We start from the raw sequence: 21,831 nt of genomic DNA, 5'->3' as shown, positions 1-21,831 counted from the left end.
ATTCAAAGACGGCCGGAGAATACGTCGTTGTGTTTAAAGGCGCAATAGAGTGTATGTCGAGATAAATTCCCGCTAATGAGTGTGGACTTGACTGTTGGCTGGGAGAGCTTATCAGACTCTTAAACCTAACTGCAACTAGGTTTTGTGATAGGGTTATTATTGCTATGATATGGTTAAAAAAGACCTAGAATCCTGCGTTCACGATTATTAAGGCAATAAAAAACCAATCAATCCGTTAATTCTATGATTTGAAGCGTTAATAACATATGAAATAAAGCACTATTAGTCCTCTTTTTCGCGTCTATTCGGCTTGCGCTTCGCCCGAATGTTTCTGGCGGCTTGAACTTTTCCTCACAGTGCCCAGACTTATGCCCGCTGCATGCCTGGGCCCGGGCCATGTCGTTCATTTCAAACCTTTCAATCGAGAACTATTCGATGAATAGACTATTGCTGCCGCTCGCCTGTTCCGCACTGCTGGCCACGCCTATCAATGCTTTTGCAGACACTTCGACTACTCGCCAACAGGCGACCACCCAGAGCGCGCGCGAACAGCTCGATGCTCAGCGCGACCGCATCACCGGCGTCGATCGGGTCAGCCAGGAGGCCGCAGCCTCGAACGCCGTGATCGATGCCCCTGTCGACACCAGCGACGCCCCGACCCAGGCCAGCCAACCATGAGCCCTACAAGGAACCGCCGCGTGAATACCCTGAAACACACTCTGGGCCTGAGCCTGTTGGCGCTTGGCGTGATCCAGGCATCCAGCGCGCTGGCCGCAGCACCGGCCAGCGGCAACGAAGTCGAAGCGCGGGTCAGTTCAATCCTCGACAATATGAACACCGCCGAGAAGATCAACTTCACCCGGGTCAATGATGGCCACATGATCCCGCCGCTGCTCAAGTGGGGCATCCAGGGCACCGTAGCCTACGATTCGTCGATGGGGGTGCACGTCAACAACGCTACCTTCGGCGCTCAGTACCCTTCACAGTCTGCACTTGCGGCGAGCTGGAGCATCAACCGGGCCAAGGAGTTCGGCCTGGCCATTGCCTATGAGACACGCATTTCTGGCGGGCAGCAGATGCTTTCGCCAGGGGTCAACCTGTACCGCACGCCTTACAACGGCCGCTCCGCCGAATACCTCAGCGGCGAAGACCCGTTCCTCGGCGCTGTGCTGGCGCCGGCCGTGGTCAACGGCATCCAGGCTCAGGGTATTCAGGCCAGCGGCAAGCACTTCCTGGCTAACGAGCAGGAGGCCAACCGCCAGGCGGTCAATGTCGTGGCCGACGAGCGCACCCTGCGCGAGCTGTACCTGCCGGGCTTTGAGTCCATGGTGAAGAACGCTAACGTCGCCTCGATCATGTGCGGCTTCAACAAGGTCAATGGCGACTACGCCTGTGAAAATCATCACCTGATCACCGAGGTACTCAAGGGTGAGTGGGGCTACCAGGGCATGGTAATCAGTGACTTCAACGCTATCCACGACCCGTTCAAAGGGGCGTGGGCCGGCACCGACATCGATATGCCGTCGGGCTTGCAGTTTACCGAAGCCAACCTGCTGCCGTACCTCTGGAGCGGCCAGCTGACCCAGAACGTGATCGATGACAAGGTCAAGCGCAACCTGCGGGGGATCGTCAGCTACGACCTGCAGGAACATATGAATAGCGCGCAGCCCCTGGAGCACACCGAGTACGGTCAGCGCGCCTCGCTAAACCTCGCGCGCGAATCCATCGTGCTGCTGCGCAACGCTCAGACAGCCGCCGGAAAGCCCTTGCTGCCACTGGCGCGCACGGCCAAAATCGCGGTGATTGGTGATTGGGCCGCCCAGGCACCCGCTTCGCCGTTCGGCACCGCGAATTCGCCGCCCAACAGCTATGTCACCGAACTGAGCGGCCTGCAGCAGCTGGCCTCGAGCAGCAGCAACGTCACCTACCTGTCGGCGCTGAGCCTGAATCCGAAAACGGCGGTGTGGTATCAGCCGGGCAGTGGCAAGGTCAGCAATGCCGGTGTCAAAGCCGAGTATTTCAGCAATGCCAGCCTGAGCGGCTCGCCTGTACTTACCCGGGTCGAGCCTGGGGTGAACCTGAACTGGACCACCAGCACTAACGAGACCGACAACGGCACGACCGCAGTGAGCGGCTTCAGCCCGGCCGCCGGCGCGTTCTCAGCGCGCTTCACCGCGACCATCAAGCCAACCATTTCCGGCAAGCATGTGTTCAAGGTGCGTGCTGATGGCCCGTACAAGCTTTGGGTCGACGGCAAGCTGGTGGTGGAAAGCGACGGTGTGCCGTACTCCTCCGACGTGGTCAACGCCTTGGTCACCTCCGGCCAGAGCGCAGCCCTGGTGGCGGGCAAGTCGTACACTGTCAAGCTCGAGTACCGCCGCGTGCAGGGCAACTTCACCCCTGCGCTGGGTGGTCTGGCCGGCGTGCAGATGAGCTGGGCGTCCCTGCGTCCGCCGCAGGACCTGGCGCAATACGATGCCGTGGTGGTCGCCGCCGGCACCAACTACGAAAACGAAGGCGAAGGCTCCGATCACGGCTACGACTTGCCGGACCAGCAGGCTGACCTGATCAAGTTCGTCACCAAGGCCAACCCCAACACCATCGTGGTCATGCACGGCGGTGGCGTTGCCAATATGCAGCCTTGGGCCAACACGGTGGGCGCAACACTGCACGCCTGGTTCCCGGGCCAGCAGGGTGGCCAGGCGCTGGCAGAGATCCTGTACGGCAAGGTCAACCCGTCGGGCAAGCTGCCGGTGACCATCGACAAGCACATCGAAGACAACCCGAGCTATGCCTCGTATCCGGACCCGGCGGCCTACCGCGGCGACAACCCGCTGACCGAGATCGACTACAGCGAGGGTTTGTACCTGGGCTACCGAGGCTATGACAAAACCCACGCCAAACCGCTGTATCCGTTCGGCTTCGGCTTGTCGTACACCACGTTTGACTATTCGGACCTGAAGCTGTCGAGCAACGTGATGACACCGGGCAATACCATCAATGCCCAGTTCACCCTGACCAACAGCGGGGACAAGGCAGGCTTTGAAGTCGCCCAGCTTTATATTCAGCCGATCGACCCGCAAGTCGACCGCCCGAAGAAGGAGCTCAAGGGCTTCACAAAGGTCTATCTGCAACCCGGCGAGAGCAAGACTGTAAGCCTGCCGATCGATTCGCGCTCGCTGGCGTACTTCGTGCAGAACACCGACAGCTGGGATGTCGATGCCGGTAAGTTCAAGGTTTGGGTGGGCCCGGATTCCGAGCACCTGACCCTGCAACGCACCTTGCTGACCCTGATCCCACAGCACCTGACCACCCGCGACAGCAACCCGCTTCCGACACCGCTGCGTGCGGCTGTGCAGGTCAGCGCTTCGCAGGCCTACTGAGGCGGCCCGCCGGTTCATGGACGGACCGGTCGCTCAGGGGCGGATGGTATCCGCCAGGCGCTGCAGGTAGGCATCGAACGTCGCGCCCACGTCGACCTGTTCGGGGGCGCGCAGCCACTGGAGCTGCAGGCCGTCCATGACAGCGAAGATTTCAGTGGCCAGCGCTTTCACATCCACATCCGGCCGCACCTGGCCATGCTCGATCAGCGTGGCCAGGTGCGTTCGGGCGTGGGCATGGGTGAGTTCGAACTTTTCCATGTACCAAGGCCAGGCCGGGTGCCGCTCCGATAGGCTCTCGACACCGATCATCATCGCTGCCTGGCATTCCGGCAGGCTCTGGACACTGAACGTCATGCTCATGCGCACGAAGGCCAGGAAACTGTCCAGCGTCGGCGCGATCTCAAGCGTGGCGAATTGGTCCGTGATCCGCTGATCACGGCGGTCGATCAGTGCTCGCAGCAGCGAGACCTTGTTGGGAAAGTGGTGCAGTAGGCCGACCGTGGTGATGCCGGCCAGCTCGGCGATATCCCGCATGGACGCGGCGCCATATCCATCCTTGGCAAAGACCAGGGTTGCAGCATCCAGTAGCGCAGCGCGGCGCATCTCGCCCTTCGGCGCGCGGCGGCGTTTGGTGGCCGGTGCGACGGCCGACTCGTTGTGATCCTGTTCTGACATAAACCCACTGGGAACGGTGTTGAGGTGTGCAGGGCTCTGATTATGGCAAACATCCAGTGTCGGTGCGGCCAATACGTGCCCGGCGATTGATGGCAACAGCGGTAACGATTGAAATGACCGCGATCAGTGCGTTGCCACACCATAGCCCGAGCATGACCCCGCTGGCCCCGTAGGCCTGCGCACCTGCCCATACGAACGGCACGCTGCCCACGGTGGCGCGCAGCCAGGCAAAGGCGGGTACCCACCACACCCGACCACTGCTGATGAACAGCGAAAGTGCAATGAAGTCCAGGCCAATGAGCAGCCACAACCCGGGGCCGAAGCGGCACAGCTGTTCGACCAGGTGTTGCCCAGGCCCGGACAGCCCGAACAGCGGCCCCAGCCACGGCGCCGCTACCAGCAACAGTGCCCAAACTGCCAGACCATGGCCGATCACCAGCTTGCAGGCGCTGCGCAGTGTAGCCTGTACCCGCACGCCGGCACCGGCGCCCAGGTTCTGCGCAAGGATCGGTACCAGCGCGCTCGGCAGGGCGAAATAAAGGCAGTATGTGATTTGCAATATCCGATCCATAAGCGCCATGCCGGCCATTGCCGAGACCCCGTACTTGGCCAATTGCGCCATGGCGTAGGTAAGCGCCAGCGGCATGGCAAGGCTCGCCAGGGTAAAGGGCAGGGCGACTCGATTGATCCGCACACCATACAGGCGTACCAGGCGCCAACGTATGTTCATGGTCAGCCCCACATGCCGGCGCAGTTGAACCAGGCCGACAACGCTCCCGACGATGCCTGAGAACAAGCAGGACAGTCCGGCGCCCCACAGCTTTAGATCGAGCACGAAAATCAATATCGGGTCGACGAGCGCCAGGCACAGGGCCGCGGTCAGCACCACGGCCAAGGCCCGGCCACTGTGTCCGCTGGCACGCAACGCCTGGGCCGCCGCCTGGGTGATGGTCATGAGTGGCGCGGCCAGCAAGGTCATGGCGATGAACGGGCGGGCAACGGCGGAGGCCGGAAGATTTGCCCCCAGCAAGTCGGCGAAAAAGTCCAGATAGCGCCACTGGATGAGCGCTATCACGGTCGCGGCCAATGTCGACAGGAGCAACATGTGGCTGATCAGTGCCGGTAGCGCAGCACAGGTTCCTTGGCCTATGCGGCGGGAAATCATGGTGCCTGCGGCGACGATGATGCCGGTCACCAGGCTAGCGTTGAAAAACGCCAGGGTCTTGGCGATGCCGACGGCGGCCACCAAGGGTTCGTCGTGTAGCAGGGCGATATAGGTAAGCGTAAGGATATCCGTGAGAAACGTGGCGAGCAGGGCGATAGCACTTGTCGACGACATCACCAGTACATGGTGGCCGATGTTGCCGCGTGTGAAGGTGATGACTGAGGTCTTCATGCTGGATTATCTGCTGGAAAGCCGTGTCAACGCGCCCAGGCCGCAAGGCTGTTTGCCTGCTGATCCGCCTTGCTCTTGAAGCATTCCCTGAGGTGCTCGATGAAAAATGACACCTTCGCAGAAAGATTCAGGCGCTCCAGATAAACCGCATAGATGTCCGCCGGAGGCGTTTCGTAGTCCCCTAGCACCTCTTCGAGCCTTCCGGATCGTAAGTGATCAGCCAGGTTCCATTCTGCGCGCATGAGTATCCCATGCCCTTCCAAAGCCCAGCACAGTGCGACCTCACCGTCATTGGTGCTCAAGCCACCATGAACCTTTATCGACTCGATTTGCTTCCCCCGACTCAATCGCCAAGTCCCGAATGCCGCATCGTTCTGCCGCAATACGATGCAGTTATGTTTCATCAGATCCCGCGGAGACTCGGGTCTTCCGAAGGCGTCCAGATAGCCCGGTGTGGCACAGAGACGTCGGCGGTTGCTGGCAATCTTTCGAGCAATCAGTCTCGAGTCCGGCAGGTCACCGAAACGGATAGCCACGTCGATCGCGTCATCCGGGAGATTGATCGGACGGTCGCTCAGGTGCAGCTGGACTTCCACCTCGGGGTAACGCTTGGCGAAGGAAGAGATGGCTGGCGCTACATGGGTACGCCCAAAGCCAAGAGGCGCGTTCACTCGCAGCAATCCCTTTGGTTCAGCGCGGCTACTTGAGACCTGACGCTCCATCTCCTCGATTTCCTCCAGGATCCGCTTGGCATTGACCAGATAGGTCTCACCCTCTGCCGTGAGGCTGATGCTGCGTGTGGTCCGGTTCAGCAATCGAACCCCAAGGCGCTTTTCCAATTGCGCAAGACGCTTCGTCACTGCAGGTGGGGTGAGGTTCAGTTCGCGAGCCGTGGCCGCCAGGCTACCTGCCCCGACGAGCTGACTGAAGAAAGCAAGCTCGGACACGGCGTTCATAATTAACTCCAGGTAAACAATGAGTTTAATTTCATTGTATTACACCATTCTGAAAAAACCATTAACTTAAGCCCTGCGTGATTAACCACAAAAAATCTGGGCTATTAGCTGCCAGCCTGTGCGCGAGCTTGCCTCGCGCTGTGTAGCCCAGTCGCCACATAAATCCGACTCACAACAATAATTCGGAGACGGCAATGGCCAAGCGATTGGTAAGCAAGTTGTACGTGCAGGTTCTGATCGGGGTCACGATCGGCATCCTGTTGGGCGTGTTCTGGCCGCAGGTCGGCGCGGACATGAAGCCGTTGGGTGATGCATTCATCAAGCTGATCAAGATGGTGTTCGCGCCCATCATCTTTGCGACGGTGGTGCTGGGCATTGCCAAGATGGAAAACATGAAGGAACTGGGCCGGGTAGGTGCGCGAGCCCTGATCTACTTCGAGGTACTGTCAACGTTTGCGCTCGTACTGGGCCTGATTGTCGTGAACCTGGTGCAACCGGGACAGGGGATGAACGTCGACCCTGCCACCCTGGATACCCAGGCAATCTCCACTTACACCTCGGCCGCAGCCACGGGCGCGGGTGGTTTTACCGACTTCATGCTCCACCTGATTCCAGGCAGCGTAGTCGACGCCTTCGCCAAGAATGAGATCCTGCCGATCCTGCTGTTTTCCACGTTGCTGGGCATTGCCCTGGCCAATCTGGGCGAACGCGGCAAGCCGGTCGTTGACGTGCTGGAAGCCTTCTCCCACGGCATGTTCTACATCGTTGGCCTGGTCATGCGCGTCGCGCCGTTGGCAGCCTGTGGGGCAATGGCGTTCACCGTAGGCAAGTACGGCTTGGGTTCAATCGTGTCGCTAGGCAAGTTGATGGCGACTATGTACCTCACGTGCTTCCTGTTCGTGGTGATCATCCTGGGCAGCATCGCGCGGATGTCGGGCTTCAGCCTGTGGAAGTTTCTCAAGTACCTGCGCGAAGAGCTGTTCACCGTGCTCGGCACCAGTTCATCCGAGTCGGTAGTGCCGCAATTGATGAACAAGCTGGAAAAGGTTGGGGTGTCCAAACCCGTCGTCGGCCTGGTTATCCCGTCCGGGCTTACCTTCAACCCTGACGGCCAGTGCATCTACTACACCATGGCCGCGATCTTCATCGCCCAAGCCACCAACACGCCATTGTCCCTCATGGATCAACTGATCGTACTGGGCGTGCTGCTGCTCACCTCGAAGGGCTCGGCCGGGGTAACTGGCTCAGGCTTCATCACGCTCGCCGCGACCCTGGCAACCATGGACAACATTCCGGTCGCCGGCATGGTGCTGCTGCTCGGCGTCGACCGTTTCATGTCCGAGGCCCGCGCCATCACCAACACCATCGGCAACGCGGTCGGAACCATGGCCATTGCGAAATGGGTGGGTGCACTCGATAGCGATCGGATGAACCAGGTGCTGGATGGCAAAGCCTTCGGGGAGCAAGAAAAGACAGAGTCACCGGCTACGGCGACACAACCCGCCGACAGCCCTGAAAAAAAACACCTTGTGATGCACTGAGGAAATAACCGTGGATACCACAGAGAAAGAAGCAGCCGTCTCATCATTGACTGACACGTTGGCCAAGTTTACTGCCTACATTGGCAAACGCCTGCCCAAGGACGTCAAAGAAAAAACCGCCAAGCTGCGTGCCGCAGAAACCAATCCGCTGGCCATTGCGGTGTACGACTCGATGGCCGACAACCAGGAATACGCCGACAAGCTCAACCGGCCCAGCTGCCAGGACACCGGGGTGATTCAGTACTTCATCTCGGCCGGTGCACGCTTCCCGCTGCTCGGTGAAATGGAAGGCATCCTCGAAAACGCAACCAAGGAAGCCACCATCCGCGGGCCGCTGCGCCACAATGCGGTGGAAACCTTCATCGAGAAGAACACGGGCACCAACACCGGCTCGAAGATCCCGTGGCTGGACTGGGAAATTATCCCCGATGCCGACTACGCCATCGTCGACGTGTACATGGCCGGTGGCGGTTGCACGCTGCCGGGTTCGGCCAAGGTATTGATGCCAGGCCAAGGCTATGAAGGGGTGACAGAGTTTGTCTTCGATGTCATCACTTCGCGGGGTGTCAACGCTTGCCCCCCATTGCTGGTAGGTGTGGGTGTCTCCACCTCGGTGGAGACCGCAGCACGCCTGTCGAAGAAGGCCATCCTGCGCGAAGTGGACTCCAGCCACCCGAACGAAAGCGCGGCAATGATGGAAAAACTGCTGGAAGAAGGCCTCAATGAAATTGGCATCGGCCCGCAGGGCCTGACCGGCAACAGCAGCGTGATGGGCGTGAACATCGAGTCTTCGGCGCGCCACCCCTCGACCATTGGGGTGGCGGTGTCCACCGGTTGCTGGGCGCACCGCCGCGGCAAGATCCGCATCAACGCTGACCTGACCTACGACATCCTCTCCCACGAAGGGGTAGTACTGTGAAAAAAATCATCAATACCCCGATCAGTGATGAAGACCTGGCTAACCTGAACGTCGGTGATGTTGTCTACCTGACCGGCCAGCTGGTGACCTGCCGTGACGTCGCTCACCGCCGGCTGATCGAGCTGGGCCGGGAGCTGCCGGTTGACCTGCGGGGTGGCGCTATTTTCCACGCTGGCCCCATCGTCAAGAAGAAAGAAGATGGCACCTTCGAGATGGTCTCCATCGGCCCGACCACCAGCATGCGCATGGAAAAGTTCGAAAAGCAGTTCATCGAGCAGACCGGTGTCAAGCTGATCGTAGGCAAGGGCGGCATGGGCCCTGAGACCACCACCGGGTGCCTGGAGAACAAAGCGGTGCACGCCGTGTTCCCTGGTGGGTGCGCAGTGCTGGCTGCCACCCAGGTCGAGGAAATCGAGCGGGCTGAATGGCAAGATCTGGGCATGCCGGAGACGCTCTGGGTCAACCGGGTGCGTGAGTTCGGGCCTCTGATCATCTCTATCGACACCAAGGGCAACAACCTGTTCGAGCAGAACAAGGCACGCTTCAACGAACGCAAAGGTGCGGTCATCGAGAAGATCAACAGCCAAGTTCGATTCATCAAGTGATGAGCCTGGGCAGTTCAGCGAACAGGCCTGAACTGCCCGCTCTCTCAATTTCCTTACGACACCTCTGGATCCTGGCACGGCCTCACTTCACGGCTGACTGGATCATTTCAAGAGATCGCCATGCGAAACCACTGCCACCATGAATTGCGTAATGACTTTCGCAGAATACTCCAAAGTCAAACTTGTATCCGCACGGCTTCAGTGTTCGATCCTTTGTCGGCTCGTATCGCAGCGGACCTTGGTTTCGAAGTGGGAATTTTAGGTGGGTCCGTTGCTTCGCTGCAGGTATTGGGTGCCCCAGACGTCACTTTGATCACGCTGAGCGAGTTTGCAGAGCAGGCCGCACGCATTGGTAGAGTCGCCCGTCTGCCCATTATTGCCGATGCTGATCACGGTTATGGCAACGCGCTGAACGTGATGCGTACCGTTACCGAACTCGAGCGGGCGGGCGTTGCAGCGATCACCATCGAAGACACTTTACTGCCTGCGCGCTTTGGCGGGCGAGCGGTCGAACTTATCGGTCTTGATGAGGCGGTCGGTAAACTACGCGCGGCCAAAGAGGCGAGGGCCGATGCGTCGCTGGCGATAATCGCCCGCACGCATGCGGGGGCCCAGTCATTGACGGATGTCATCAAACGAACCAGGGCATTTGAACAATCCGGCGCTGATGCCATTTGCCTCGTGGGCGTAAAGCATTTTGAAAGCCTCGCCGCTATTGCGGATGGGCTCAGCACGCCGATCATGCTCATCACCTACGGTAACAGCGAGTTGCGAGATGCCCCCGGCTTGGCGGACCTTGGCACTCGCATCGTGGTGGACGGACACATGGCTTATTTTGCAGCGGTTCAAGCAACCTTCGAAAGCTTGCGGGCCCAGCGCAACCCGAACAGCACCGCAAGTGAATGTGCTACTACGCTGGTAAAGAAATACGCGTTGCAAGAAATCTACAGTGGCCAGGCCTCAATGTTCATGCAGTTTCCCGCCACTTAGGCGTTCGGGCTGGGTGGCGGTGACCTCGAGCAGGGGCTACAACTGGGCCAATCGACCTTGTCATTTGCCGAGGCTTGAGGCAGGGTCGATACCACTGACACCTCTGCCGAAGGAATCACCGCATGTCAAAGCTCTATCCCGGTATTGATCCTGAGGGGCTGATCGAATATTCGGTGGTGTACACCGACCGCTCGCTCAACCACATGTCGCAGGTGTTTCAGGGGGTGATGAAGAATATTTCCAGCACCCTGAAACAGGTCTACCACGCCCACGCTGTCGCGGTAGTACCGGGCAGCGGTACGTTCGGCATGGAGGCGGTAGCCCGGCAGTTCGCCACCGGCCAGCGATGCCTGGTCGTTCGCAACGGATGGTTCAGTTACCGCTGGAGCCAGATCCTCGAGATGGGCAACATCCCGGCGGCTACCACGGTGCTGAAAGCCCGACCGGTCGAAACCGGTCGCCAGGCAGCATACGCGCCACCCCCTCTGGATGAAGTGTTGGCAGCCATCAAGGCGCACAAGCCGCAGATTGTCTTCGCCCCCCACGTCGAAACCTCATCCGGGATCATCCTGCCCGACGATTACCTGCGGGCGGTCGGTGACGCCGTGCATGCGGTGGGGGGCCTGTTAGTGCTGGACTGCATCGCCTCCGGCACGCTTTGGGTGGACATGGAGGCGTGCGCGGTCGACGTGTTGATCAGTGCGCCGCAGAAGGGTTGGAGCGCTTCTCCTTGCTGTGCCTTGGTGATGTTCAGTGCGTTGGCGCTCGCACGCATCGAGCAGACGCAAAGCAGCAGCTTTGCCTGCGACCTGAAAAAGTGGCTGCAAATCATGCAGGCCTATGAGCAGGGCGGCCATGCCTACCATGCGACCATGCCTAGCGACTCCCTCGCACGGTTCAACGATGTGATGAACGAGATGCAGGCTTACGGCTTCGACAAGTTGCGCAACGAACAACAGGCACTGGGTGAACGGGTGCGCGCCCTGTTGACCGGTAAAGGCATCAGAAGCGTAGCGGCAACCGGCTTCCAGGCCCCGGGTGTCGTGGTGAGTTACACCGATGATGCCGATATCAGGAACGGTCGGAAGTTTGCCGACCACGGCCTGCAGATTGCCGCCGGGGTGCCGTTGCAATGTGACGAGCCGGCCGACTTCCAGACCTTCCGCATCGGCCTGTTCGGGCTGGAAAAACTGCACAATATCGAGCGCACGGTCAGTACACTTCAGCAGGCACTGGAAGACGTGATGGTGAACTGAAGGTTGAAGTCAAAGGAGTGGCAAACATGCGTGTCCGCACTTTGCTTGCGGCAATCGGTACCAGCGTTTCGCTGACTGCGGCCTTGGCCGCACCAAGCCAGCCGACGTCTGTGGGGGGTGAACGCATTTCGGTAACGGTCGACGGTGCCGGGCCGGACGTTATCCTGATCCCGGGGCTGGCCTCGTCATCCGAAGTATGGGCAGGGCTCACCAGCAACCTGCGCCAGCAGTATCGCCTGCATCGGGTGCAGGTTGCAGGGTTTGCCGGTGCCCCTGGCGTGCCTCCTGTAGACGGGCGCGTAGTTGCCCCAGTAGCCGAAGCAGTCGCAGAGTACATCCATAGCCAACAGCTTGAGGCGCCAGCCATCATTGGCCATTCGCTGGGTGGCGAGGTGGCACTGATGCTTGGCGCACGCCATCCCGAGCGGGTAGGGCGGCTGATGGTGGTCGATGCGCTGCCCTTCTATACGCTGCTGATCGACCCTGCTGCGACCGCCGCAACCGCTGCACCACACGCTGCGCAACTACGTGATGCGCAGTTGGGCGCCCCGGCGCCACAGGCCGAAGCGATGCAACGCACAGCCATTGAACGGTTGGCGAAGACTCCGGCGGCCAGGCCTGCGCTGATTGACGCAGCGCTGCGCTCCGACCGCCAAACCGTAGCCGATGCCACCTATGAGCTGATGACTACCGACCTGCGCCCTGAGCTTGGCCGTATCCAGGTACCGGTCGAGGTCGTGTATGCCTATGACCCCTTGTATGGCATACCCGCTGCCAGCGTTGATGCGACCTTCCGTAACGCCTATGCGGGAACGCCGCATATCAGCTTCACGCGTATCGATGGCAGCTTCCACTTCGTCATGCTGGACCAGCCGCGGGCGTTCACCGGTGCGGTTACTGACTTCCTTGGTCGCTGAGTCTTGCCCTGGGCAACCTTAGCCCGGCTGCGCCGCCAGGCTGTTGCTGACATTGCGCCCCAGCACCAGCACCGTGACAAACCCACAGCCCACCAGTGCCGTGGCCAGGCTCAGCAGCACCGCCGTGCCCATGTGGTCGACCACCTGCCCACCGAAGAACGAGCCCACGGCAATGATCACCTGGAACAAGGCCACGAACAGCGGCATGCCGCGCTCGACATCCTTGGGCGCGACGACGAACATCCAGATATTGGCGCACGCTGGGAACGCGCCGAAGGCAAAGCCCCACAGTGCGATCAGCATCGCAGCGCCCGTCATGCCGGTGGCGAAGTACGGAAACAGGGCGGTACTGGCGGCGATCATGAGTGCGACCAGCATCAAGGTGTGCCGCACGCTGCGGTTTGCAGCAAAGCCGGCAAAAATGTTACCCATGAAGCCGGCCACGCCATACAGCAGCAACAACGAACCAATGGCAGGCCCATCAAAGCCGGCATTCTGCTTGAAGAACGGCGCAACATAGGTGTACGCGGCAAAGTGCGCCAGCCCAATCAGCAATACGGCAATCAGGCCGACCCGCGCTTGCGGGTTGATGAACAGGGCCGGAAGGTCGCTGATGCGAATGGCCTTTTCCGGCATCAGGCGTGGCAGCAGGAACACTTGTGCCAGCAACACAGGGACACCCACCAGGGCGGTAACCAGGAAGGTCATGCGCCAGCCCATCAGGCCACTCAGCCAGGTGCCCACAGGCACGCCGACAACCGTTGCCAGGGTAACCCCGGCCATGATGATCGAGTTGGCTTTGGCCACGCCCATGCCATCAGGTGCCAGGCGCCCGCTGAGGGCGATGGCGGTGGCCCAGAAGCCGCCGATGCTTACCCCTAGCAGCACGCGGCCGACCAGCAGCAGGTTGAAGTCACCCGCGTAGGCAACGATGGCATTGGCGATGATCATGATCAGCGTCAGGCCGATCAGCAGGTAACGCCGGTCCAGCCCGCCAACGCCCACGGAAATGATCGGGGCGGCCAGCGCGGCCATGATGCCAGGCAGGGTGACCATCAGGCCGGCAAGGCCGGCACTGATGCCGAGATCGCTGGCCACGTCATTCAATACCCCCACCGGCAGAAACTCGCTCGTGACCAGGGCAAAGGCACCGACGGCGACCGAGAGAATTGCCAGCCACTGCTGGGCGACGCTTTGTTGATTGTGTTCGGGAACGCCCCGAGGGGCCTGGCTGGCACTTGGCATGGTGTCGAATTCCAAGGAGGGATGTCGCCTGAAACAGGCGCAAGAGGGGAGATTTGCCGGCGATTATAGGGGGCAGGCCTGTCAGCTCGACAGGCCGCCCGCGTGATAGTAATCATCATTGCAATCGATGAAACGCCTTGCGCAGAGCGGCCGCTATCAGTCGCACCTTTCTTTGACGCGCATAAACGGGGGATGCCACGTTCACACCCGGCACCCTTCCATCACCCCGAGGCGCGCTGCTGACCCAAAATATTGCATGAGTCATCTTGATGCTTTCACACAGCAGTACTAATACTTAAGCACTGCCGAAGAGGGATGATCATGCAGACACGCTTCGTTGTGGTTCCCGCAGTGCCACTGCAGAAAGAGGTTTATCCTCGGCGGCTTGGCTTTCCCGCCGCATTGGGGGAGGGCTATGACCTCTACGACACGCTGGAAAAGGTCCGCCTGAGCGTGAATTTCCCTACCCGTGCCCAAGCGGAGTTCGAATGTGCCTGCCGCAACCGTTGCCGGGGTGCGGATGACGCCGGTATCGCCGGGAATGGTTGACAGTGGATGTGAGGGCGGAGCACCCCGCACCTCTCAACCGTGCCTGCCTAACGCCGCTACCAGCTGAGCCTTGGTCATGCTGGAGCGCCCTTTGATGTCTTTGCTGCGCGCCTCCACCATCAGGCTTTGCTTGCTCTGGCTTTCCAGGGAGCTACCAGAAGTCCGCGAGTGGCCCTGACGTGTCTTCGCTGCCCGCTTGGCCGAATCGGACCGAGCAGTCTGCTTCTCGCTGGAAGCGGTGGTGCGCCCTGAACCACCCTTTCTCTCGCCGCCGCCGGATTGCTTGTTGACGGTAGCCCAGGCGCGCGCTTCGGCTTCATCCTTGGACAGCCCTTTGTGCTCGTAGCTTTCCTCGATGTGCTCGGCCTTGCGTTTCTGCTTGTCCGTGTATGTGTCTTTGTCACCGCGTGGCATGGTCTTCACTCCTGCTGGTTTGCCTGACCGGTTGAACCCCTGCGCGCCGGCAGAGTGCCGGGCAATGGACAGGCGGTTCGGGTTATCCGTTGAAGCGCGCAGGTGCCTACCCGGCGTTGTGCGTAAAGCGGTCATTTTACCCACGCATGACATCAACCTGCCGTCATGGCACGGCTGAAAAGCTCTACCGCAGGCTCTGCCACTCAATAGTCACAAAGCTGTAACACAGCTGATGCAAAGTGTGCCGGCCATCACAAGGAGCGCTTTTCGATGATTCGCCTGATGAAGTCTGCTGCACTCGCCGTTGCCGTTTCGCTTTGCGCCACTTCCGGGGCTTTCGCCGCGGAGAACGTTCGCCTGACCGGTTCCGGTGCGAGCTTCCCGGCGCCTATCTACCTGACCTGGTTCAAGGACTTCAGCAAGAACACTGCTGGCGTCACTGTCGACTACCAGTCCAAAGGGAGCGGGGCGGGTGTTCAGGACTTTCTGAACAAGACCGTCGACTTCGCCGCCAGCGACTCGGCCATGAGCGAAGCAGACATCGCCAAGGTTGGCGAAGGCGTGCAGTTGCTGCCGATGACTGCCGGTGAAATCGTCCTGGCTTACAACCTGCCGGGTAACCCTAAAGGGCTGAAGCTGCCGCGCGACGTCTACTCCAACATCTTCCTCGGCAAGATCACCCAGTGGAACGACCCGCAAATCGCTGCGGCCAATCCTGACCTGAAGTTGCCCGCCACCCCGATCACCGTGGTCGTGCGTGCCGACTCCAGCGGCACCACTGCCGTCTTCACCAAGCACCTGTCGGCCATCAACGCTGACTTCAAGCAAGGGCTGGGCGAAGGCAACACCGTCAACTGGCCGGCCACCGACAAGTTCATCAAGTCGCCGAAGAACGACGGGGTAACCGCCACCGTCCGCCAGACCCCGGGCGCCATCGGCTACATCGAGTACGGTTTCGCCAAGCTGGCCAAGGTCGACTTCGCCATGTTGCAGAACAAGGCTGGCCAATACGTCGTGCCGAATGCCGAGAGCGGTGCTGAAGCACTGGCTGCGGTGAACATGCCGGAAAACCTGGTGGCCTGGCTGCCTGACCCGGACGGCGCCAAGTCCTACCCGATCACTTCCTACACCTGGATGATCTTCCGCAAGGACAACGGCAACCCGGAAAAAGCCAAGGCCATGCGTGAAATGGTCGAGTACAGCCTGACCAAAGGCCAGACCATCGCCGACTCGATGGGTTACATCCCGCTGCCTCCGTCGGTTGTCGACCAGGTGCGTAAAGCCTCTGCCAACATCCAGTAATACCCAGGCGCCCCCGGTATCGGCATGAAGCCATGCCGGGGGTGTTTGTCCCTAGTCCCGGAACTTGCCCATGAACACACCCTTTGCCATACCGGATAACCCCGATTCCGCGTGCCAGCCACCGTCTGCGAAAGACTTTCTGGTCGATCGCACCTTCCGTGCGCTTGCACGTATTGGTGTGGTGCTGGTGCTGGCGCTGGTCTTCGCGCTGGTCTACGAAGTGGGCCGCAAGGCACTGCCTGGCATCGAGAAGCACGGCTTCGATGTACTGTTCGGTAGCGTCTGGGATGTCAACCAAGGCAAGTACGGTATTCTGCCAGCGATCTGGGGCACGCTGTACAGCGCCTTCATCGCACTGTTGATCGCCGGTTTCTTCGGCGTCAGCATGGCCATTTTTCTCACCCAGGATTTTCTTCCGGCCAGGCTTGCCGCGGTGTTTCGCACCATCGTCGAGCTGCTCGCCGCCATCCCCAGCGTGGTCTACGGCCTGTGGGGCATCTATGTGGTCATCCCGGCGATTCGGCCAGTGACTACCTGGTTGAACAGCGAGCTGGGCTGGATCCCGTTCTTCGGCACCTCCCTCAGCGGGCCTGGCCTGCTGCCTGCCGCATTGGTCCTGGCGATCATGATCCTGCCGACCATCGCTGCCGTTTCCCAGGATGCGCTGACCAGCGTGCCGATGAAAACCAAGCAGGCGGCCTACGGCATGGGTACCACCCACTGGGAAGCCATCCTCAAGGTGATGGTGCCTTCCGCCGCCACCGGCATCTTCGGTTCGCTGGTGCTGGGCCTGGGCCGCGCACTTGGCGAGACCATGGCGCTGGCCATGCTGGTCGGCAATGCCAACACCATTTCCGTTTCCTTGTTCGCCCCGGCCAACACCCTGGCGGCGCTGCTGGCGTTGAACTTCCCGGAAGCCGGCCCGAACGAGGTCGAGGTGCTGATGTATGCAGCACTGGTACTGATGTTCATCACCCTGCTGGTGAACGTGCTCGGTTCGATGATCATGCTCTACGCCCAGCGGGGTAACAAACAATGACTGACCTGACGACCCCAGTAGCCGCGCTGCCCAGCCTGCAGCGCAAGCTGGAAGGCCGTGCCCTGCGCAGCCTGATCCTGACCACGCTGGCCTGGTTCGCGGCGCTGGTGGCCAGCGTGCCGTTGATTTCCGTGCTGTACATGCTGATCACCCGCGGTGGCGCACGGCTCAACCTGGAAGTGTTCACCGAACTGCCACCTACCGGTTTCGAAATGGGCGGCGGCTTCGGCAACGCCATGGCCGGTACCTTCGTCATGGTCGGCATTGCCGCCGCCATCGCGGTGCCGGTCGGGATTTTGGCCGCGGTGTTCCTCGCCGAGCTCGGCCCGGACAGCAAACTGGCCAATGCCGCGCGCTTTGCTGCCAAGATGCTCACCGGCCTGCCGTCGATCCTGGCCGGGGTGTTTGCCTACGCCCTGGTGGTGATGACCACCGGTACCTACTCGGCACCGGCAGGCGGCGTGGCGCTGGCGGTATTGATGCTGCCGATCGTGGTGCTCACCGCTGAAGAGTCGATGAAGATGGTGCCCAAGATCATGAAGGATGCCGCCTACGGCATGGGCTGCACCCGTGCCCAGGTGATCTGGAAGATCGTCCTGCCCACCGGCCTGCCGGCCATCCTTACCGGCGTGATGCTGGCCGTGGCTCGCGCCGCTGGCGAAACCGCGCCACTGCTGTTCACCGCGTTGTTCAGCAACTACTGGATCTACCACGACGGCGACCTGGCGGTGATGAACCCCACAGCCTCGCTTGCGGTACTGATCTACAACTTCTCCGGCATGCCATTCGACAACCAGCTGGAGCTCGCCTGGGCGGCCTCGCTGGTGCTGGTCATGATCGTGCTGGTCATCAACATTCTTAGCCGTGTATTCGGCAAGCCCAAGTACTGAGAAAGGGAGCATCCACTTGAACGTATCCACTGTGCAACGAGCCGCTCCCGTGGCCAGCGAAGCCACCCCCATTGTCATGGACTGCAAGCTGGACAAGATCTTCTACGGCAACTTCATGGCCGTGCGTGACAGCCATGTGCCAATTCGCAAGAACGAAATTACCGGCTTCATCGGCCCGTCGGGCTGCGGCAAGAGTACCGTGCTGCGCAGCCTGAACCGCATGAACGACCTGGTGAAGGGCTTCCGTTTCGAAGGCCACGTGCACTTCCTTGGCCAGGATGTCTACGGCAAGGGCGTTGATCCGGTGGTGGTGCGCCGGTACATCGGCATGGTGTTCCAGCAGCCCAACCCGTTCTCGATGAGCATCTTCGACAACGTCGCCTTCGGCCTGCGCCTGAACCGCTACAAGGGTGACCTGGGCGACCGCGTCAAGCACGCCCTGCAAGGCGCCGCGCTGTGGGACGAAGTGAAGGACAAGCTCAAGGTCAGCGGCCTGTCGCTGTCCGGTGGGCAGCAGCAGCGCCTGTGCATCGCCCGCGCCATTGCCACCGAGCCGGAAGTGCTGCTGCTGGATGAGCCGTGCTCGGCACTTGACCCTATCGCCACCCGCCGCGTGGAAGAGCTGATGGTCGAGCTGAAGAAGGACTACACCATCGCCCTGGTGACCCACAACATGCAGCAGGCGATTCGTGTGGCTGACACCACGGCGTTCTTCTCGGTCGATATCTCCCAGGGTACCCGCACCGGCTACCTGGTGGAGATGGGGCCGACCGCGCAAATCTTCCAGAACCCGCGCGAGCAACTGACCAGTGACTACATCAGCGGCAAGTTCAGCTGAGTCACTCCTGCACAAGGTGGCCGGGTGTTGCGACCAGGAAGGTTGCAAGACCCGGTCGCGTTACCTTCCGTTAAAGTGTTACCCGGGATTTCCAATGCGAGCGACGCGTCGTCTAGATCTGTCAGCGGTAGAGCGCGCACTGCGCGAGGTGCAGAGCCGTTTTGCCGAACTCAGCCAGCATTTCACCGAACCGCGGGACCCGTTTACCGACGAGGTGTTGCTGAATGTGGTTGAAGGCTACGCGCTGATTGACGACTATGTCGCTCGCGGTATCGACCTGTTCGACCTGCAACAGCTGAACCTGATGCTGGAGATCAATGCCACTGTGCTGTGTGGCAGCGACCCAGCCCGCCGTGTGGAATTCGCCCCGCACCTTGCGGCAACCGAAGCACACTTTTTCAACAACGTTGAAGGCGGCATCAAGGATTTGTACAACTGGTATTGCTCGTACCGCAGCGATTCGATCTGGAAGCGGGCAGCCGGTGTGTATGTACGGATTCTCAGCAAGCCGCAGCTGTTCATCGAAGGCAACAACCGCACGGGTTCGCTCATTGTCAGCTATTTGCTGATGCGGGCCGGGCTACCGCCATTTGTGCTGTCACTGGACAACGCCGAGGGTTACTTCAATCCGTCCTCGGTCATACGCAACTCCGCCAAACACGGTGTCAAGGCCTTGTACGAACTACCCAAGATCAAGAAAAAGTACGCCGCTTTCCTTGAAGCGAAGGCGCCTGCGGCAGACACGTTCTTCCTGCGCGGCACTCCGGTGTCGGTCTGCGAGAGGGGCCGCTGATGCAACAGGCATCCCTGTTCGAGCGCGGGCGGCAAGCCATTGAGCGCAAGCTCAATCGCGGTCAGGTACGCGTCTCGTTCGATATCGACGACACGCTGGCCTGCCTGGCCGAGCACGCCGCCGCGGAGCAGAGCAAGCTGCCGGGTTTCGTCCATCGCTGGCTGGGCGAGCCGCTGCGCAGCGGCACCCGCGAACTGATCCGCGACCTGCGTCGCCAAGGCTGCAGCATCTGGATCTATACCTCGTCGGGGCGCACCCCGGCTTACATCCGCCGGTGGCTGATGCTTTACGGCATTCATGTCGATGGTGTGGTCAACAGTGATCGGCACCAGCGGATCCTGGCCCAGAACGGGTTGGAAAACTCACCGTCCAAGCTGCCTTCGGCTTTTGATATCGACCTGCACGTAGATGATTCCGAAGGTGTACGCCTGGAAGGTGTCGACCACGGTTTCCGCGTGGTGGTGGTATGCCCGAAGGATGAGCACTGGGCGCAGAAGGTGAAGGACGCGGTGGTGGATGTGCAGGCACGCCTGGCCTGGCAGCAACCACACCGCTACGAAATGCCCGCGTGCCAGCGGTCGCAGGCACTGGCTTCCTAAAGCCAGGAGATTCCGCTCAGACAATGTAATTGGGGCCGCAAGGCGGCCCCGGTTCATTCAATCGTATTGATGCCCGCCTGCCACTCCTGCCTAAGCCATAAGTCTCGAACCCAGACCCAAGCAGGTACCGGGACGAAATCACCGGGCCACACCCTCCCGCCCCAAAGCACTCGCCACCCCAAGCCAAAGCAGCGTTTCTGGCAATTTGCCCACTTCTGATAATCGCCTCCGACATCCCGTCCCCGTTTGGAGCGCGCCATGCACAACAACAATAAGCACCTGCCGCCTCGTTTTCTCGCAGCCGCCATCGCCAGCTTTTCTGCGCTTGGCCTGAGCAGCGTCGCCGAAGCCGAGATCATGCTGTACGACAAGGACCAGACGACGTTTTCCACCGATGGCTATATCAACGCCTTCTACGTCAACAGCGAGGTCGACCGCGAGGGCGAGCAGTTTGACCGCCGCCAGTCGCGGGTGAAGATGGGCTTCTTGCCGAACTACCTCGGCTTCAACATGGGCAAGCAGGTGGATGACTTGAAACTCGGTGCACGCGCCTCGTTCTGGGTCACCATCAACGACAGCGAAACCAACGGCACCGATACGGCCATCGACGTGCGCCAGTTCTACGGTACGGTGGCCAACCCCGAGTGGGGCGAGGTGCTGATCGGCAAGGACTTCGGGCTGTTCGCCCGCTCCAACATCCTGCTCGACGAACTGCTGGCCGGGTATGGCCAGGTCAGTGACACCCTTGGCCTGGTGGATGGCGGCGGGGTGTCGTTCGGCAACATCGGCAGCGGCTATCCGTACCCATTCCCCACCTCGCAGATCACCTACCGCACGCCGGTGATGGACGGCCTGCGGGTGGCGGTGGGCATCATGGACCCGGTGGACACCAACGACAGCAGCCCGACCGGCAAGGCTTACCAGGAAAACCCGCGCACCGAGAGCGAGATCACCTACCAGTTCGACCTGGGTGGCGCGCAGATCTACAGCTGGGTCAACGGCAGTTACCAGACCTCGGACAATACGGACTCCACGGTAGAAACGATCACTTCCAAGGGGGTGGGCTACGGGGTGCAGGCGAAGATGGGCGGCTGGTCGCTGACCGGCTCGGGGTTCCAGGCCAAGGGCATCAACCCGTTCTTCACCAACAACGCGGGTGAGCCGGTGCTGCGCAATGTGGACAGTGACGGCTACCTGCTGCAGGGCTCGTACACGTTTGGCAAGAACCGCGTGGCGCTGTCCTATGGCAAGACCAAGGACGATGGCAACGGTGCGGTTGGCAGCGGCGCGGACTACGAGACCCGGGGTGTGGCGCTGTTCCATGACATCAACGACAACCTGAAACTGGTTGCCGAGTACAACCAGTTTTCCATCGACGGGCATGACACCAGTGCGCAGAACGAAGACACCGATACCTTTGCGGTGGGCGCGGTGTTGACCTGGTAAGTGGCCGGGGCCGCAAGGCGGCCCCGAATGACGCGGTCTTTTACGCCCATGGAACCGCCCACCCGCTACCCAAGTAGC

Annotated in this window: 21 protein-coding genes; 16 read left to right on the top strand and 5 right to left on the bottom strand. The window is 60.6% G+C overall.

Features of this window, described 5'->3' with window-relative positions; all coding sequences use genetic code 11:
- Positions 1 to 435: 435 nt before the first annotated feature.
- Positions 436 to 678, top strand: coding sequence for a hypothetical protein (locus DMX11_RS02775; protein WP_146230334.1), 243 nt, complete (start codon positions 436 to 438; stop codon positions 676 to 678).
- A complete protein-coding gene (locus DMX11_RS02770; RefSeq protein ID WP_110743104.1) occupies positions 675 to 3,383 on the top strand; it encodes a glycoside hydrolase family 3 C-terminal domain-containing protein in 2,709 nt (902 codons plus the stop codon). The genes DMX11_RS02775 and DMX11_RS02770 overlap by 4 nt, the downstream gene beginning before the upstream one ends.
- A gap of 33 nt (positions 3,384 to 3,416) precedes the next feature.
- Here DMX11_RS02770 and DMX11_RS02765 read toward each other — a convergent pair whose 3' ends face one another.
- The 3 genes from DMX11_RS02765 to DMX11_RS02755 are packed head-to-tail and all read right to left on the bottom strand — an operon-like array spanning position 3,417 to position 6,410.
- Complete coding sequence (locus tag DMX11_RS02765; protein ID WP_110743103.1) at positions 3,417 to 4,058, bottom strand: TetR/AcrR family transcriptional regulator; 642 nt, start codon at positions 4,056 to 4,058, stop codon at positions 3,417 to 3,419.
- Positions 4,059 to 4,098: 40 nt separating this feature from the next.
- Positions 4,099 to 5,454: an MATE family efflux transporter gene (locus DMX11_RS02760; protein WP_110743102.1), complete on the bottom strand. Its 1,356-nt coding sequence runs from the start codon at positions 5,452 to 5,454 to the stop codon at positions 4,099 to 4,101.
- A 26-nt stretch (positions 5,455 to 5,480) separates the two neighbouring features.
- Complete coding sequence (locus tag DMX11_RS02755; RefSeq protein ID WP_110743101.1) at positions 5,481 to 6,410, bottom strand: LysR substrate-binding domain-containing protein; 930 nt, start codon at positions 6,408 to 6,410, stop codon at positions 5,481 to 5,483.
- Between the two features lie 194 nt (positions 6,411 to 6,604).
- Here DMX11_RS02755 and DMX11_RS02750 point away from each other — a divergent pair, with 194 nt between their 5' ends.
- From DMX11_RS02750 to DMX11_RS02725, 6 genes are all read left to right on the top strand, one after another.
- A complete protein-coding gene (locus DMX11_RS02750) occupies positions 6,605 to 7,951 on the top strand; it encodes a dicarboxylate/amino acid:cation symporter (protein ID WP_110743100.1) in 1,347 nt (448 codons plus the stop codon).
- 10 nt (positions 7,952 to 7,961) lie between these two features.
- Complete coding sequence (gene ttdA / locus DMX11_RS02745) at positions 7,962 to 8,870, top strand: L(+)-tartrate dehydratase subunit alpha (protein ID WP_110743099.1); 909 nt, start codon at positions 7,962 to 7,964, stop codon at positions 8,868 to 8,870.
- Positions 8,867 to 9,475, top strand: coding sequence for a L(+)-tartrate dehydratase subunit beta (ttdB, locus tag DMX11_RS02740; RefSeq protein ID WP_110743098.1), 609 nt, complete (start codon positions 8,867 to 8,869; stop codon positions 9,473 to 9,475). Before ttdA ends, ttdB begins: the two co-directional genes overlap by 4 nt.
- A gap of 120 nt (positions 9,476 to 9,595) precedes the next feature.
- The gene (locus tag DMX11_RS02735) at positions 9,596 to 10,465 is read left to right on the top strand and encodes an oxaloacetate decarboxylase (RefSeq protein ID WP_110743097.1); all 870 of its coding nucleotides are present in this window, start codon (positions 9,596 to 9,598) and stop codon (positions 10,463 to 10,465) included.
- A 122-nt stretch (positions 10,466 to 10,587) separates the two neighbouring features.
- Complete coding sequence (locus DMX11_RS02730) at positions 10,588 to 11,721, top strand: aminotransferase class V-fold PLP-dependent enzyme (RefSeq protein WP_110743096.1); 1,134 nt, start codon at positions 10,588 to 10,590, stop codon at positions 11,719 to 11,721.
- A gap of 26 nt (positions 11,722 to 11,747) precedes the next feature.
- A complete protein-coding gene (locus tag DMX11_RS02725; RefSeq protein ID WP_110743095.1) occupies positions 11,748 to 12,638 on the top strand; it encodes an alpha/beta fold hydrolase in 891 nt (296 codons plus the stop codon).
- An 18-nt stretch (positions 12,639 to 12,656) separates the two neighbouring features.
- Here DMX11_RS02725 and DMX11_RS02720 read toward each other — a convergent pair whose 3' ends face one another.
- A complete protein-coding gene (locus tag DMX11_RS02720; protein ID WP_110743300.1) occupies positions 12,657 to 13,883 on the bottom strand; it encodes an MFS transporter in 1,227 nt (408 codons plus the stop codon).
- 315 nt (positions 13,884 to 14,198) lie between these two features.
- Between DMX11_RS02720 and DMX11_RS02715 the strand changes: the two genes are divergently transcribed.
- On the top strand, positions 14,199 to 14,432 hold the full coding sequence (locus DMX11_RS02715) for a hypothetical protein (RefSeq protein WP_110743094.1): 234 nt from the start codon (positions 14,199 to 14,201) through the stop codon (positions 14,430 to 14,432).
- Between the two features lie 33 nt (positions 14,433 to 14,465).
- Here the strand turns inward: DMX11_RS02715 and DMX11_RS02710 are convergent, their stop codons facing one another.
- A complete protein-coding gene (locus tag DMX11_RS02710; RefSeq protein ID WP_110743093.1) occupies positions 14,466 to 14,846 on the bottom strand; it encodes a termination factor Rho in 381 nt (126 codons plus the stop codon).
- A gap of 270 nt (positions 14,847 to 15,116) precedes the next feature.
- Here DMX11_RS02710 and pstS point away from each other — a divergent pair, with 270 nt between their 5' ends.
- The 7 genes from pstS (at position 15,117) to DMX11_RS02675 (ending at position 21,753) form a co-directional block, all read left to right on the top strand.
- Positions 15,117 to 16,148 carry a phosphate ABC transporter substrate-binding protein PstS gene (gene pstS, locus DMX11_RS02705; protein ID WP_110743092.1) on the top strand — a complete coding sequence of 344 codons (1,032 nt, stop codon included), beginning with the start codon at positions 15,117 to 15,119 and terminating at the stop codon, positions 16,146 to 16,148.
- Positions 16,149 to 16,218: 70 nt separating this feature from the next.
- Positions 16,219 to 17,187, top strand: coding sequence for a phosphate ABC transporter permease subunit PstC (gene pstC / locus DMX11_RS02700; protein WP_110743091.1), 969 nt, complete (start codon positions 16,219 to 16,221; stop codon positions 17,185 to 17,187).
- On the top strand, positions 17,184 to 18,077 hold the full coding sequence (pstA, locus tag DMX11_RS02695) for a phosphate ABC transporter permease PstA (RefSeq protein ID WP_064491590.1): 894 nt from the start codon (positions 17,184 to 17,186) through the stop codon (positions 18,075 to 18,077). Before pstC ends, pstA begins: the two co-directional genes overlap by 4 nt.
- 76 nt (positions 18,078 to 18,153) lie before the next feature.
- A complete protein-coding gene (gene pstB / locus DMX11_RS02690) occupies positions 18,154 to 18,915 on the top strand; it encodes a phosphate ABC transporter ATP-binding protein PstB (protein ID WP_017148287.1) in 762 nt (253 codons plus the stop codon).
- 94 nt (positions 18,916 to 19,009) lie between these two features.
- Complete coding sequence (locus DMX11_RS02685) at positions 19,010 to 19,708, top strand: hypothetical protein (protein ID WP_110743089.1); 699 nt, start codon at positions 19,010 to 19,012, stop codon at positions 19,706 to 19,708.
- Positions 19,708 to 20,307 (top strand): hypothetical protein, encoded by a 600-nt coding sequence (locus DMX11_RS02680; protein ID WP_110743088.1) that lies wholly within the window; start codon positions 19,708 to 19,710, stop codon positions 20,305 to 20,307. Before DMX11_RS02685 ends, DMX11_RS02680 begins: the two co-directional genes overlap by 1 nt.
- A gap of 258 nt (positions 20,308 to 20,565) precedes the next feature.
- On the top strand, positions 20,566 to 21,753 hold the full coding sequence (locus DMX11_RS02675; protein ID WP_110743087.1) for a porin: 1,188 nt from the start codon (positions 20,566 to 20,568) through the stop codon (positions 21,751 to 21,753).
- Positions 21,754 to 21,831 lie beyond the last annotated feature (78 nt).

Source organism: Pseudomonas sp. LB-090624 (genome assembly GCF_003205205.1).
Lineage (GTDB): Bacteria > Pseudomonadota > Gammaproteobacteria > Pseudomonadales > Pseudomonadaceae > Aquipseudomonas.
This window is presented reverse-complemented; position numbering and strand designations above follow the sequence as displayed.

What these genes read in the sequence shown, in the direction of transcription:
- DMX11_RS02775 (WP_146230334.1), top strand. Translation starts at nt 436, where the DNA reads ATGAATAGACTATTGCTGCCGCTCGCCTGTTCCGCACTGCTGGCCACG.
- DMX11_RS02770 (WP_110743104.1), top strand. Translation starts at nt 675, where the DNA reads ATGAGCCCTACAAGGAACCGCCGCGTGAATACCCTGAAACACACTCTG.
- DMX11_RS02765 (WP_110743103.1), bottom strand. Translation starts at nt 4,058, where the DNA reads ATGTCAGAACAGGATCACAACGAGTCGGCCGTCGCACCGGCCACCAAA.
- DMX11_RS02760 (WP_110743102.1), bottom strand. Translation starts at nt 5,454, where the DNA reads ATGAAGACCTCAGTCATCACCTTCACACGCGGCAACATCGGCCACCAT.
- DMX11_RS02755 (WP_110743101.1), bottom strand. Translation starts at nt 6,410, where the DNA reads ATGAACGCCGTGTCCGAGCTTGCTTTCTTCAGTCAGCTCGTCGGGGCA.
- DMX11_RS02750 (WP_110743100.1), top strand. Translation starts at nt 6,605, where the DNA reads ATGGCCAAGCGATTGGTAAGCAAGTTGTACGTGCAGGTTCTGATCGGG.
- DMX11_RS02735 (WP_110743097.1), top strand. Translation starts at nt 9,596, where the DNA reads ATGCGAAACCACTGCCACCATGAATTGCGTAATGACTTTCGCAGAATA.
- DMX11_RS02730 (WP_110743096.1), top strand. Translation starts at nt 10,588, where the DNA reads ATGTCAAAGCTCTATCCCGGTATTGATCCTGAGGGGCTGATCGAATAT.
- DMX11_RS02725 (WP_110743095.1), top strand. Translation starts at nt 11,748, where the DNA reads ATGCGTGTCCGCACTTTGCTTGCGGCAATCGGTACCAGCGTTTCGCTG.
- DMX11_RS02720 (WP_110743300.1), bottom strand. Translation starts at nt 13,883, where the DNA reads ATGCCAAGTGCCAGCCAGGCCCCTCGGGGCGTTCCCGAACACAATCAA.
- DMX11_RS02715 (WP_110743094.1), top strand. Translation starts at nt 14,199, where the DNA reads ATGATCATGCAGACACGCTTCGTTGTGGTTCCCGCAGTGCCACTGCAG.
- DMX11_RS02710 (WP_110743093.1), bottom strand. Translation starts at nt 14,846, where the DNA reads ATGCCACGCGGTGACAAAGACACATACACGGACAAGCAGAAACGCAAG.
- pstS (WP_110743092.1), top strand. Translation starts at nt 15,117, where the DNA reads ATGATTCGCCTGATGAAGTCTGCTGCACTCGCCGTTGCCGTTTCGCTT.
- pstC (WP_110743091.1), top strand. Translation starts at nt 16,219, where the DNA reads ATGAACACACCCTTTGCCATACCGGATAACCCCGATTCCGCGTGCCAG.
- pstA (WP_064491590.1), top strand. Translation starts at nt 17,184, where the DNA reads ATGACTGACCTGACGACCCCAGTAGCCGCGCTGCCCAGCCTGCAGCGC.
- pstB (WP_017148287.1), top strand. Translation starts at nt 18,154, where the DNA reads ATGGACTGCAAGCTGGACAAGATCTTCTACGGCAACTTCATGGCCGTG.
- DMX11_RS02685 (WP_110743089.1), top strand. Translation starts at nt 19,010, where the DNA reads ATGCGAGCGACGCGTCGTCTAGATCTGTCAGCGGTAGAGCGCGCACTG.
- DMX11_RS02680 (WP_110743088.1), top strand. Translation starts at nt 19,708, where the DNA reads ATGCAACAGGCATCCCTGTTCGAGCGCGGGCGGCAAGCCATTGAGCGC.
- DMX11_RS02675 (WP_110743087.1), top strand. Translation starts at nt 20,566, where the DNA reads ATGCACAACAACAATAAGCACCTGCCGCCTCGTTTTCTCGCAGCCGCC.